This is a genomic window from Chryseobacterium endophyticum (assembly GCF_056333165.1).
In genome coordinates this window covers 107790-120109 of sequence record NZ_JBWGXE010000003.1, presented here as the reverse complement: position 1 = coordinate 120109, position 12320 = coordinate 107790, and the positions used below count along the sequence as shown (strand labels likewise).

Sequence of the window (12320 nt, the reverse complement as noted above, 5' to 3'; positions counted from 1 at the left end):
TATTTAATTTATTTACTAATTTTTTAATGCACACAAATTTAATTAAATTTCTTTGATTAAAGATAAATCTAAACAATTTGTTTATTTGAGATTTCTCAGTTTGACTTCTTTCTTGAGGTAAGTTTTAAAATCTTCTGCAAACATTCCGATGTAGGTACCTTTTTCAAGATCTCTGTTCACGCCGGTTTTTCCCAGGAGGACGGTTCCGCTGGCCACTTTATTGCCGGAAGCCATTCCCACCTGCCCCCAAATGGTCACTTCATCACCGATCACGCAGCAGCCTGCAATTCCCACCTGTGAAGCAATCAGGCATTTTTTACCGATCACGGTATCATGGCCGATCTGGATCTGATTGTCCAACACCGAGCCTTCGCCAATGACGGTAGAATCGGTAACCCCTCTGTCGATGGTACAGCCGTTTCCGATTTCGACATTGTTTTCGATGACCACATTTCCAACAGAGATTAGCCTATCAAAATTTCCATTTAATTTTCTGTAATAAAAAGCGTCGCCCCCCAAAACGGTATTTGACTGAATAACCACATTATCGCCGATAACCGTGCGGTCGCCAATGACTACATTCGGAAAAATGAGGGTATTCTTTCCGATTTTGACATTGTTGCCGATTACTGTCGAATGATGAACTTGTGTTCCTTCGCCTATTTCAACATCGTGAAGCTCTTCCGTAAAGTTGTAGATCCTCGTAAAATGGGTATTGATCCTGTTGAAATCCCTGAACGGATCATCTGAAACCAAAAGTGCTTTACCTTCGGGGCAATCCACTTCCTTATCAATCAGGATGATGGTAGCGGCAGAATGTAATGCTTTATCGTAATATTTAGGATGATTTACAAAAACAATATCGCCCGGTTTTACCATGTGAATCTCATTGGTACCCAACACTTCAAAATCCTCAGGACCAACGAATCTTGCACCGATAATTCCGGCAATGGTTTTTAATTTTTGTGGCTGATGAAACTTCATATTTTTAATGATGCTTAAATAATTAATGTTGATCAGACTGTTTCGTTCAGTTTTTAAACCGTTTCCTTCCTGAACCTGCTGATGCTTTTATAAAACAAAAATTCGGAGTGCAGATGCAGACCGAATTTTTATAGATTGTATTAGAAATTATTCTTTAACTCTTTCCAGGTAAGAACCATCTTCTGTGCTTACTTTAATTTTGTCACCCGGCTCTATGAATAAAGGTACCATTACTCTTGCCCCGGTTTCAACGATCGCGTTTTTGAGAGCATTGGTAGCGGTGTTTCCTTTTACTCCAGGATCAGCTTCCACCACTTCAAGATAAACAGACTGTGGCAATTCTGCTGAAAGAGGCGTTTCATCGGCTTCTTTAAGGATGATGGTAACTTCTTCACCAGCTTTCATAAGGTTTGAGTTTTCAATCATTTCTTTATTAAGGTAAAGCTGAGAGAAATCGTCGTTATTCATAAAGTGAAAACCGTTTTCATCATCATACAGATACTGATATTTTCTGGTGATTACTTTTACTTCGTCGATTTTGTGCCCTGCGGAGAAAGTATTATCAATTACTTTTCCGTTGGTCACGGATTTTAGTTTTGTTCTAACGAAAGCAGGACCTTTTCCCGGTTTTACGTGAAGGAATTCGATAACTTTATAAATATCGTTGCTGTACTCAATGCAAAGCCCTTTTCTGATATCGTTACTTGTTGCCATTAATTTTATATATAATTATTTACTTTTATAAACTTGTATTCCCCGTCCCTGCGGAGCTGTTCTGTTGAATGTATTGCTGTTGAATGTATTCACATTATTCTGCAGTTTGTTTACATTCATCTGAATTTCAGAGTTGTATTGATTGGCCGTACCAAAAATAGAATTTGAATTATCCTTTTGCTTCAGGATAGAATTAAAATTACTTTTGGCGAGACTGTCCTTAGACTTATCAGGGATTTTTCTTTCCATGATGGAAGTCTTCGTGGTTTTCTCTGTTTTTAATCCTTCCGTTTGCTGCCCAAACAAGGAATTCGCTGATAGCATAATAAGTAAGATTAAAATTTTCATTGGTATTTTGGTATGGTTAGTTACTGTCTTTACCGGTTCCGTAGCCTTTCACGATTCCTCTCGGGGAATTCTGGATAAACTGAAGGATCTCATCTCTTTCTGCAGTAGGAAGCATTTCTTTTTCAATATGAGAAATAGCCTGAGAAACATTCATTTTCATCTGGAAAATCGCTCTGTAGATTTTCTGGATTTCAAATATTTTTTCGTTGGTAAACCCTCTCCTTCTCAATCCCACGGAATTGATTCCTGCATAAGACATCGGTTCTCTCGCCACTTTCACATAAGGCGGAATATCCTTTCTCACCAAAGTACCTCCGGAAATCATCACATGTTTTCCTATTTTGCCAAACTGATGTACAGCGGAAAGGCCACCCATCACTGTATAATCTCCGATTTCCACGTGACCTGCAATCCCGCAACCGTTTACGATGATCACATGATCTCCGATAACACAGTCGTGCGCAATATGTGAAGTTGCCATAATCAGGCAGTTTTTTCCGATTTTTGTAAATCCAAGGGCTTTCGTGCCCCTGTTTACGGTAACGCACTCTCTGATAGTGGTCTCGTCACCGATGATCACCTGAGTATCTTCACCATCGAATTTTAAATCCTGAGGGATCGCCGAAATTACCGTTCCCGGAAAAATCCTGCAGTTTTTACCGATTCTAGCTCCATCCATAATGGTAACGTTAGGCCCGATCCAGGTTCCTTCTCCGATTTCCACATCTCCTGCAATGGTAGTAAAAGGTTCTACGATTACATTTTTGCTGATTTTCGCACGCTTATCTACGGCTGCTAATTGATGGATCATTTAATCAACTTTATTTTTTGCAACTTGGGCCATTAATTCTGCTTCCACCGCAATAGTATCTCCTACATAGCCGTAGCCCTGCATGTGGACAATCCCTCTTCTGATAGGCTCGATCAATTCAATCTTGAAAATGATCGTATCTCCCGGAACCACTTTTCTTTTGAATTTTACTTTATCGATTTTTATAAAATAGGTAGAGTAATTTTCAGGATCCGGAACACTGGCCAGTACAAGAATTCCTCCGGTCTGTGCCAGCGCTTCTACCTGTAATACTCCCGGCATTACGGGTTCTTTCGGGAAATGTCCTACGAAGAAAGGTTCGTTCATGGTAACATTTTTCAATCCTACCACATGAGAATCGGAAAGTTCAAGAATTTTATCAATTAATAAAAACGGAGGTCTGTGAGGCATCAGTCTCATAATTCCGTTGATATCGAAAACAGGTTCTTTGGTCAGATCAAAATCGGGAACATTTTTCTTTTTCTGCAGTTTCCACTGACGGTTCAGCTTCTTGGCAAACTGCGTATTCACGTAATGTCCCGGTTTATTGGCAATTACCTTGCCTTTTATTTTAACTCCCGCCAAAGCCAGATCACCTATTACATCCAGTAATTTGTGTCTCGCCGCTTCATTAGGGTAGTTTAAATTTAAATTATCAAGAATTCCGTTTGATCTTATGGAAACATTGTCTTTACCGAAAGCTTTCTTAAGTTTTTCTGTTGTTTCCGGGGTAAGATCTTTATCTACGTAAACGATCGCGTTTGAGATATCCCCACCTTTGATAAGACCGTGGTCTAAAAGCATTTCAAGCTCATGCAGGAAACTGAATGTTCTTGCCGAAGAGATTTCATCTTTAAATTCGGAAATATTTTTAAGGGTAGCATTCTGGGTTCCCAGAACTTTAGTCCCGAAATCTACCATGGTGGTTACTTCGTAAGTATCGGAAGGAATAATAGTGATCTCGGATCCCGTTGCGGGATCGCTGTACGTAAGCACTTCTTTTACGACCAGATATTCTCTTGCGATGTTCTGCTCTACCACGCCAACACTTTCGATAGCCTCAACAAAGTATTTTGAAGAACCATCCAAAATCGGAGGTTCGGAAGCATCCATTTCCAGAATGGCATTATCGATATCACAACCTACAAGGGCTGCTAAAAGATGCTCGCAAGTGGTAATTTTCACTCCCAATTTCTCTAATGTCGTTCCTCTTTCTGTTGCGACTACATAGTTGACATCTGCTTCTACCTGAGGATGGCCTTCCAGATCTGTTCTAACGAAAACAAAACCCGTATTTTCCTTTGCAGGTTTCATGGTAAGTTTTACTTCTTTACCAGTGTGAAGTCCGATTCCGGAAAGTGTTACTTCTTGCTGAAGCGTTTTTTGCATATCACTCATTAGTTTTATCTTTTGAGTTATTCTCAAGATTGTTTATTCTGTTAACGATTTCAGTAAAGTTTCTGAAATGAATGTAGTTTCTCAGGTAATCATTGTAGCTGATGGCCGGTGAACCGTACAGGGTTTCCCTGTCATTCACGCTTGAATTCACGCCGCTCTGGGCCTGGATTTTCACCTGATTTCCTATTTTGATATGACCAACGATGCCTACCTGGCCGCCAATCTGGTTCCAGTCGCCGATGGTGGTAGAGCCTGCAATTCCGGCCTGTGCTGCAATAACGTTATTTTTACCGATTTTCACATTATGGGCAATCTGGATAAGGTTATCAATCTTAGTCCCTTTCCCGATAATGGTAGAACCGATGGTGGCTCTGTCTATACTGCAGTTTGAGCCTATTTCCACGTCATCTTCAATGATTACATTACCCAATTGAGGAATTTTTTTAAATCCTTCCTGAGTGGGCTGAAAACCGAACCCGTCACCTCCGATTACGGTATTGGAATGAATCACGCAGTTGTCTCCGATAATACAGTAGTCGTAAATCCTCGCTCCACTGTCTATTTTACAGTTTTTACCGATCTTCACACCTTTTCCAATGTAAACCTGCGGATAAATCTGCGATCCCTCCCCTATTTTTGCTTTTTCTGAAACGTAAGTAAAGGCACCAATATAAACTTTATCACCGATGACGGCAGTATCATGTATTGAAGATCCGTTCTCAACCCCTTCTTTTCTGCCCTGCATTTCCTGATAAAGGTTCATTAATACCTGAAAAGAAAGATAAGCATCCTTTACGGCTATAATCGTGGGATCGTAAGAGTCTCTGGTCAAAAGATCTTCTGAAACAATGATAACGGAGCATTTTGAGGTATCTAAATAATGCGTAAATCGATCTTGTGCTATAAAAGAAAGATGTCCAGTTTCCCCGCCTTCAATAGGTGAAACTCCAGTAATAAGTGCATTCTCGTCACCTATTATTTTTCCGTCGATAAAACTTGCAATTTGCGAAGCTGTGAATTCCATATTCTGCAAAGATAAGAAATTCTGTAATTCGCAAACATTTTTTAGTTTTGGGAAATTAAATTTTAATAATATTTAAGAATTGGCATCCTAAATATCCCGTGGAAAAGTAAGGATATACCGCGTGGTTTTATTGACCATAAGCCCTGACAAAAGCTGATCTTCCGACTCCTCTAGTCTTATTTTTTTTCCGTTTTTAGGGAGCAGGTAAATCGGCTGTTTTTTGGTGTTATAAGGAATGAGCTTTCTTTTGATTTCGTGTACCAATTCTTCACCATTATCGATTCCGAATAAATCGTTGGTCTTTTTTACTTTTTTCTTAATAAATTCTTTATCAAAAGGATGAGACGAAATAATGGTCTTCGGGAGATTTCTCTGGATCACACACTTGCACCAGTATGACAATATTTTATCGTCAGCATTCTGCCAAGATTTCATGGCCTGAATGATATCATTGTCGTCAAGTTGGGTAAATCTTTTCACATCTTCATCGGTAGCCGCACCCTTTTCCCTGTGCAGGAAATATCTGAGATTTTCACCGGCAGGCAAATCCACTCCATGTGAAACAAGATATTTTGCCCGTTCAAGAATTTTCACCAAAATAAACTCTGCAAGAGCCGATGTTTTATGATAATACACCTGCCAGTACATAAACATCCTGGCCGTTAAAAAATTTTCAATTGAATAAACACCTTTAGCATCAATAACAAGTTCTCCTTCTTCACAGACATTCATCATTGAGATAATACGCTGTGTATTGATACTTCCTTCCGAAACTCCTGTAAAAAAACTGTCGCGTTTAAGATAATCGAGACGGTCTACATCGAGCTGGGAAGAAATAAGCTGATTAAAAAATTTACGATGATATTTTCCCCGGAACATTTCAATAGCACAGGAAAGCTCTCCTTTAAACTCGTCATTCAGTCTATTCATCAGCAATAAGGAAAGATTTTCATGATGCCAGTCATCCATCAGCATACACTCCAGCGCATGCGAAAAGGGACCGTGGCCAATATCATGCATTAAAATGGCGAGCATGGCTCCTTTCTCTTCTTCGGGCGAAATGCTTATCCCTTTCTGCTTCAGTGTTTCCAACGCTGTAAACATCAGATGCATGGCTCCCAGGGCATGATGGAAACGCGTATGGGTAGCACCGGGAAAAATGAGGTTCAAAAGTCCCGTCTGCCCGATTCTTCTTAATCTCTGGAAATAAGGATGCTCAATGATATCAAATAAAATTTCGTGTGGGATTTTTATAAAACCGTGAACAGGATCGTTGATGATTTTGAGTTTATTCTGCATTGAAACGTCTGAATTAGTAAACAAATTTAGCGATTTTAAAATTGAGCCCCGGTCAAATGACTACTAAAAATTCCGTAAAGATTCAGCATGAATAAATATGCTTAAATATTGCCGTTTTTCATTAACTTATATTTAACTTTACAGGTGTTCATTTTGGCAGATTTTAATTTGAATTGGTCGGCAATTTGATACAATAACCATGTAAAAAAATAATTTTATGTCGGAAAAGATATTATGGATAGATGATGAAATCGACCTTCTAAAACCTCACATTGTATTCCTTGAAAAAAAGGGATATCAGGTAACTCCCGTAAACAATGTCAACGAGGCTTTGGAACTGATGGATTCTGAAAAATTCGCATTAACACTTATTGATGAAAATATGCCCGGAATATCGGGCCTTGAAGCCATTCCCATGATTAAGGATAAGGATAATTCCTTGAAGATCGTAATGGTGACAAAAAGTGAAGAAGAACACATCATGGAGGAAGCCATCGGCTCCCAGATTGCAGATTATATTTTAAAACCTGTAAACCCCAATCAGATTCTGCTTTCATTAAAGAAAAACCTGCAAGAGGATAATCTTGTGGAACAGAAGACCATTCTTCAGTATCAGCAGGAGTTCAGAAACCTTTCTATGGAGCTGTCTTACCTCAGAACTTATCAGGAATGGGCAGAGTATTATAAAAAAATCCTGAATTGGGAAATAAAGTTTGATAAAGTTACGGACAACGAATTTGCCGATCTTTTACAATCGCAGAAGGAAGAGGCCAATATTCAGTTTGCCAAATTTATTGAAAACAATTATGAAGACTGGCTTCATGACTCCGACAAGCCCATGATGAGCCACACCCTTTTTAAAGAAAGGGTAAAACCTGAAGTTGAAAAGGATAAAGTTTTGCTTCTGATGGTTGATAATCTTCGCTACGACCAGTGGAAAGTGATCGAACCGTTATTCACAAAATATTACAATAAAATTTCTGAAGATTATTATTACAGCATTCTTCCTACGGCCACCCAGTATGCGAGAAATTCTTTCTTCGCCGGCCTTATGCCTTCCGAGATTGAAAAACGTTTTCCGGACAAATGGTTCAATGACAACGAGGAAGGAAATAAAAATGAATACGAACGTGATTTCCTGGAAGATCAGATGAAAAGAATCGGACTTGGTTCCAAATCTATGAAGTACCTTAAAGTCCTGAATGCAGATTTTGAACGAAAGATATACGATGATTTTAATCAACACAAAAACAATGACCTGCTTGTAATTGTGTACAACTTCATCGACATTCTTTCTCATGCAAAAACCGACAATCATATTGTAGATCAGCTGATCCGTGATGATAAGACTTTCAGATCGCTTACTTTAAACTGGTTTGAGAATTCATCACTCATGAAGATCATTAAGATTGCCGCTGAAAACGGCTTTAAGCTTGTTATTACGACCGATCACGGAACCGTTTATGTGAAAAAGCCGAGCAAAGTGGTGGGTGACCGGGAAACGTCTACCAACATCAGATATAAAACCGGGAAAAGCTTAACGTATAACGATAATGATGTCTGGGCTATTACCAATCCTGAAAAATTGTTTCTTCCAAAAGGAAATTTAAGCTCTAAATATATTTTTGCGAAAAACAATATTTTCCTGGCCTATCCTAAAAATTACAATCATTTTGTGAATTATTATAAAGAAACCTATCAGCATGGCGGCATCTCACTGGAAGAGTGCATTATTCCGATAAGCGTACTGGAACCGAAATAATATAATTAATTTTCTTGCCTATAATAAAAAAACTCCACAAATTACTGTGGAGTTTTTTCAATTTTTGTTTACTTTATTATTTTGTTTCAGTTTCTTTTTTCTCCAGTAAAGGCAAAACAATCCTTTTCACCATTGGTTTATCATCTTTCCAATCGGGATCATTCTTTGAATCTTTATAGTTGGTGACTAATTGTATTTCTCCTTTTTGGTTCAATACAATATATTTTGACATATCATCGACCATCTCAAATTTTGCCGGAGTTATCTTTGTTAGAAAATCCTTGTATTTTTTTGATTTTCCTCTACCTTCGATATCTTTAATGACAAGAATTTTTGCATCAGGATAAGCCTCTAAAACCATATCTCTTGATTCCTTTGTTAAATGATGATTTTCAGGATCAACCAATAAAACATACAGATCGACATTATAAAATTTCTTTATTACAAAAAAAGTGGGTATATGGTAGATGCAAGGCGCACACCAACTCCCAAAAGTAAAAAAAAGTGTATTAGGCTGATCAGAGTTTTCTGCAAGACACTTCACATCCTCAGACGTTACGGAATAAATTTTTTCGTAATGTGATTGAGGTAATTTGCATTTTTCAATGGCTGTTTGAGAAAAACTTTTCATAAAACAAAGGAAAAATATAAGAACAAAAAATCTTAGTTTTCCAAAAAAAATAAACATTCTCAGAATATAAAGTTAATAATTATACTATAGTTGGGTTACATCAATTGCATAACCACCGAATTCTCCAATAGACGGATCAAATTCGTACGCTCCCTTATGAAATAAATACTTGTCCCCATCTTCATCTGAAGAGTAAAAATCCTGATCTATGTAAAATGTGGTATCACCGTCTCCATTAAGTTCTCTTGCAGCATTAAGTTCTTCAGCAGAATTAAGCTTATAAGCACCATTTAAAGAAAAATCAGGAGCTTCAGGATCGAGATCATGAGATACCGTAATGTGTACAGGACCTTGTACAATAGTTACTCCTAAAGCAGACAGTTCACAAACTCCAAAACCTCCACAGTTTTTGGAAACTCTTCCTAATCTGAAAGTAAAAGAAATACTTCCTTTGTCGATCTTATTTAAGGAAGGAGCATTTTTTTCCTGATGATTATTTGTTGTAATTTCTCCTTCTGCCCTGTCACTACAAGCAATCATTCCTAATGACAAAGCAAATGCACTCAAGAAAATTTTAATTTTCATAATATAATTTTTATTTGTTTAACATTTCAAAAATATGTGATAAAAAATTAAAAACAATATGTAATGTGAATATTTTAAGTATTTTTACGAATATAAATATCTATACCGTGAATAATATTGGATCTAGAATCAAAAAACTGAGAGAAGAAAAAGGGATCACACAAGAATTGATGGCTTATGAATTAAATATTTCCCAAAGCAATTATGGAAGATTAGAAAAAGACGACAGGAGGCTTAATATTCCTAAGATAGAAAAAATTGCCGAAGTCCTTGATATAAGTATTTCTTTATTATTTGGAGAAAAAAATGATACCATTCACAATATTAATGATTTGGTACAAAAAGATATAATGACGCAACAAGAAAAAGAGCATATTACATCTCTTAAAGAAGAAATTATTTTTTTAAGAGAATTTCTTAATAATATAGTGGCATGAAACTGATTACATACAACGTCAACGGAATCAGGGCGGCTTTTACGAAGGATTTCCTGGGTTGGCTAAAATCAGCTGATCCGGATGTGATCTGTATTCAGGAAAGCAAGGCGGGAAACGACCAGATTGATATCGCAAGCCTTGAAAAGCTGGGGTACTACAGCTATTGGCATTCGGCGGTACGAAAAGGATACAGCGGCGTCGGAATAGCCTCAAAAATAAAGCCTCACCATGTAGAATATGGTTGTGGCATCGAGAGCTATGATAATGAAGGAAGGATCATACGTGCCGATTTTGACGGCTTTTCTGCGATATCGGTCTATGTACCCTCTGCGTCGAATATTGAAAGGCTGGAGTTTAAAATGCAGTTTTGCCACGACTTTTTAGCATATATCAAAAATCTGAAAAAAGAAATCCCGAATCTTATCATTTCCGGAGACTTCAATATCTGCCATGAAGCGATTGACATACATGATCCGGTCCGTTTGAAAAATGTCTCAGGTTTCTTACCGATGGAAAGAGAATGGATGACCGATTTTATTAACGAATGTGAACTGATAGATAGCTTCAGGTTTTTTAATAATGAACCTGACCACTATACATGGTGGAGCTACAGACAAAATTCCAGGGCAAAAAACAAAGGCTGGAGACTTGATTATACTTTCACCTCATACACTTTAAAAGAGAATCTCAGCAGAGCAGTTATTCTGAAAGAAGCGGTACACTCCGATCATTGTCCGGCGCTTGTAGAAATTAATCTTTAGCATTTATCAGATAAAAAACGAAAAAGCCAACTTTACAGTTGGCTTTTTGTTAATTTAAATCATAAAATTAATCGACAATTTCATATTCCACCGGAATGGTACCACGATCGGTATCTCCGATTTCATCGAACGCAGCTTTAGACATGTCCAAAGCTCTTGACGAATGGTAAGGTCCTCTATCATTAATTTTCACAATCACCTCTTTACCATTGTTCAGGTTGGTTACCTTAATGTTTGTTCCAAAAGGAAGCGTTCTGTTAGCTGCGGTAAACTTTGCATTATCAAAAATTTCTCCGCTTGCTGTTTTTCTACCGTTAAATTTATCGTGGTAGTACGATGCATAACTTGTTTTTTTCGCATCTATGGTACTCATTTTGAATGAATAAATACCCAGGGTTGAAATCATCATTATGATTACGAGAATGAATCTTTTCATCATTTTGAACTTTTATTGGTTTTGACTGGGCAAATGTATCAGGATTCTTTTAACGAGCCTATTTTAAATGTTAATAAAAGTTAATAAAAGTAAAATTTTATGTTAATATTTTATTTAAATATTTGTAAATCAATCATATAAATCATATTGTTAAAAAGTGTTAAATTTAATGTTAAAAAGTTAACAAAATTAACTTGTTTCTATGGTAAATATTAAATATATAATATTTAAATTACTAATATTCAATTATTTAAACATTATCATCTATAGCGATTTCACTAATTTAATATGCTTATAATATTATTTCTTATTTGAGATATTCCATAACATAATAATATTCTCCATTCGGATAAATGACAGACATATCAGGTGAGCCGGTTACAGCATTATTACCAGACCCTGCTGAGATATTATAAGAATACAGGCTTTTGTCGTAAACCATTCCCGAACCCGCTTTATAAATGGTAATGGAATAAAGTGCCGTCATGCCTGCGGGCGAAGGGATACTCACCGCTGAAGAGGTGCCGCTGGCATTAAAAGAACCTTTGATGGCGTACACCTGAGAATTTCCTACTACCGTATTGGTAGCCGTTTCACTGGTACCGACAGCCACTTTAAGATTTGGAGTGACCGCTGCCCATACTCCATTGGGAGCATCATAATAATAAAATCCGGTTGCTTTTACATTGGCTGTTTTACCGGTTCCTGTTCCGCTGGTTACATCTTTCACAAATACTAAAGCTCCATTCTGATCTGTGGCACCGGTACCGTTTGCGTACGCTGCGTTTTTTGCTTCCAGTTGAGCCCTTGTCATACGGGGAACCAGAATCGCATCGGGTAAAGAATTATTCGAGGTATTAGCCTGTATGTCCAAAGTTGCGGCAGGGCTTGTCGTATTAATTCCTACACGTCCCTGCTGAGCTTTGCTATTGGTGACAAAGAATGATAAAATAACAACCGTTAAAAATTTTTTTTTCATCTGTATTTTGATTTAAGTTAATTAATTCATACTAAAACCTACTTGTGCTATTCAAACATAATAATAAAGGTTTTAATAGTCATTATCCTAGATTTTTAAGACCTGAGCATTGCAAATTTAATATTATTTTCTTTTACAAGCTATAACCGTT

Annotated in this window: 14 protein-coding genes; 3 read left to right on the top strand and 11 right to left on the bottom strand. The window is 37.3% G+C overall.

Going from position 1 to position 12320, the window contains the following annotated elements; genetic code table 11:
* Positions 1-81: 81 nt before the first annotated feature.
* The 7 genes from AC0N32_RS08665 to AC0N32_RS08635 form a co-directional block, all read right to left on the bottom strand.
* A complete protein-coding gene (locus AC0N32_RS08665; RefSeq protein WP_476393459.1) occupies positions 82-984 on the bottom strand; it encodes a UDP-3-O-(3-hydroxymyristoyl)glucosamine N-acyltransferase in 903 nt (300 codons plus the stop codon).
* 147 nt (positions 985-1131) lie between these two features.
* Positions 1132-1698 carry an elongation factor P gene (gene efp / locus AC0N32_RS08660; protein ID WP_027379799.1) on the bottom strand — a complete coding sequence of 189 codons (567 nt, stop codon included), beginning with the start codon at positions 1696-1698 and terminating at the stop codon, positions 1132-1134.
* Between the two features lie 15 nt (positions 1699-1713).
* Positions 1714-2022 (bottom strand): hypothetical protein, encoded by a 309-nt coding sequence (locus AC0N32_RS08655; RefSeq protein ID WP_476393458.1) that lies wholly within the window; start codon positions 2020-2022, stop codon positions 1714-1716.
* A gap of 40 nt (positions 2023-2062) precedes the next feature.
* Positions 2063-2857, bottom strand: coding sequence for an acyl-ACP--UDP-N-acetylglucosamine O-acyltransferase (lpxA, locus tag AC0N32_RS08650; protein WP_089997987.1), 795 nt, complete (start codon positions 2855-2857; stop codon positions 2063-2065).
* Positions 2858-4255 (bottom strand): bifunctional UDP-3-O-[3-hydroxymyristoyl] N-acetylglucosamine deacetylase/3-hydroxyacyl-ACP dehydratase, encoded by a 1398-nt coding sequence (locus AC0N32_RS08645; RefSeq protein ID WP_476393457.1) that lies wholly within the window; start codon positions 4253-4255, stop codon positions 2858-2860.
* Positions 4248-5279 (bottom strand): UDP-3-O-(3-hydroxymyristoyl)glucosamine N-acyltransferase, encoded by a 1032-nt coding sequence (lpxD, locus tag AC0N32_RS08640; RefSeq protein ID WP_476393456.1) that lies wholly within the window; start codon positions 5277-5279, stop codon positions 4248-4250. Before lpxD ends, AC0N32_RS08645 begins: the two co-directional genes overlap by 8 nt.
* A gap of 87 nt (positions 5280-5366) precedes the next feature.
* On the bottom strand, positions 5367-6578 hold the full coding sequence (locus AC0N32_RS08635) for an HD domain-containing protein (RefSeq protein ID WP_476393455.1): 1212 nt from the start codon (positions 6576-6578) through the stop codon (positions 5367-5369).
* Positions 6579-6795: 217 nt separating this feature from the next.
* On the opposite strand from AC0N32_RS08635, the gene porX reads away from it, so the two are divergent.
* On the top strand, positions 6796-8340 hold the full coding sequence (porX, locus tag AC0N32_RS08630; protein ID WP_476393454.1) for a T9SS response regulator signal transducer PorX: 1545 nt from the start codon (positions 6796-6798) through the stop codon (positions 8338-8340).
* Between the two features lie 76 nt (positions 8341-8416).
* Here the strand turns inward: porX and AC0N32_RS08625 are convergent, their stop codons facing one another.
* Positions 8417-8971: a hypothetical protein gene (locus tag AC0N32_RS08625; RefSeq protein ID WP_476393453.1), complete on the bottom strand. Its 555-nt coding sequence runs from the start codon at positions 8969-8971 to the stop codon at positions 8417-8419.
* 84 nt (positions 8972-9055) lie between these two features.
* Positions 9056-9556, bottom strand: a complete 501-nt coding sequence (locus AC0N32_RS08620; RefSeq protein ID WP_476393452.1) for a hypothetical protein — start codon at positions 9554-9556, stop codon at positions 9056-9058.
* Between the two features lie 107 nt (positions 9557-9663).
* Between AC0N32_RS08620 and AC0N32_RS08615 the strand changes: the two genes are divergently transcribed.
* Together AC0N32_RS08615 and AC0N32_RS08610 are read left to right on the top strand one after the other, a co-directional pair.
* On the top strand, positions 9664-9993 hold the full coding sequence (locus AC0N32_RS08615; RefSeq protein ID WP_476393451.1) for a helix-turn-helix domain-containing protein: 330 nt from the start codon (positions 9664-9666) through the stop codon (positions 9991-9993).
* Complete coding sequence (locus AC0N32_RS08610) at positions 9990-10754, top strand: exodeoxyribonuclease III (protein ID WP_476393450.1); 765 nt, start codon at positions 9990-9992, stop codon at positions 10752-10754. Before AC0N32_RS08615 ends, AC0N32_RS08610 begins: the two co-directional genes overlap by 4 nt.
* A gap of 67 nt (positions 10755-10821) precedes the next feature.
* On the opposite strand, the gene AC0N32_RS08605 is transcribed toward AC0N32_RS08610, so the two are convergent.
* Positions 10822-11193 (bottom strand): septal ring lytic transglycosylase RlpA family protein, encoded by a 372-nt coding sequence (locus AC0N32_RS08605; RefSeq protein WP_476393449.1) that lies wholly within the window; start codon positions 11191-11193, stop codon positions 10822-10824.
* A 304-nt stretch (positions 11194-11497) separates the two neighbouring features.
* On the bottom strand, positions 11498-12169 hold the full coding sequence (locus AC0N32_RS08600) for a hypothetical protein (protein ID WP_476393448.1): 672 nt from the start codon (positions 12167-12169) through the stop codon (positions 11498-11500).
* Positions 12170-12320: the final 151 nt, after the last annotated feature.

Coding starts and splice junctions, on each gene's coding strand:
- AC0N32_RS08665 (WP_476393459.1), bottom strand. CDS start 984: ATGAAGTTTCATCAGCCACAAAAATTAAAAACCATTGCCGGAATTATC.
- efp (WP_027379799.1), bottom strand. CDS start 1,698: ATGGCAACAAGTAACGATATCAGAAAAGGGCTTTGCATTGAGTACAGC.
- AC0N32_RS08655 (WP_476393458.1), bottom strand. CDS start 2,022: ATGCTATCAGCGAATTCCTTGTTTGGGCAGCAAACGGAAGGATTAAAA.
- lpxA (WP_089997987.1), bottom strand. CDS start 2,857: ATGATCCATCAATTAGCAGCCGTAGATAAGCGTGCGAAAATCAGCAAA.
- AC0N32_RS08645 (WP_476393457.1), bottom strand. CDS start 4,255: ATGAGTGATATGCAAAAAACGCTTCAGCAAGAAGTAACACTTTCCGGA.
- lpxD (WP_476393456.1), bottom strand. CDS start 5,279: ATGGAATTCACAGCTTCGCAAATTGCAAGTTTTATCGACGGAAAAATA.
- AC0N32_RS08635 (WP_476393455.1), bottom strand. CDS start 6,578: ATGCAGAATAAACTCAAAATCATCAACGATCCTGTTCACGGTTTTATA.
- porX (WP_476393454.1), top strand. CDS start 6,796: ATGTCGGAAAAGATATTATGGATAGATGATGAAATCGACCTTCTAAAA.
- AC0N32_RS08625 (WP_476393453.1), bottom strand. CDS start 8,971: ATGAAAAGTTTTTCTCAAACAGCCATTGAAAAATGCAAATTACCTCAA.
- AC0N32_RS08620 (WP_476393452.1), bottom strand. CDS start 9,556: ATGAAAATTAAAATTTTCTTGAGTGCATTTGCTTTGTCATTAGGAATG.
- AC0N32_RS08610 (WP_476393450.1), top strand. CDS start 9,990: ATGAAACTGATTACATACAACGTCAACGGAATCAGGGCGGCTTTTACG.
- AC0N32_RS08605 (WP_476393449.1), bottom strand. CDS start 11,193: ATGATGAAAAGATTCATTCTCGTAATCATAATGATGATTTCAACCCTG.
- AC0N32_RS08600 (WP_476393448.1), bottom strand. CDS start 12,169: ATGAAAAAAAAATTTTTAACGGTTGTTATTTTATCATTCTTTGTCACC.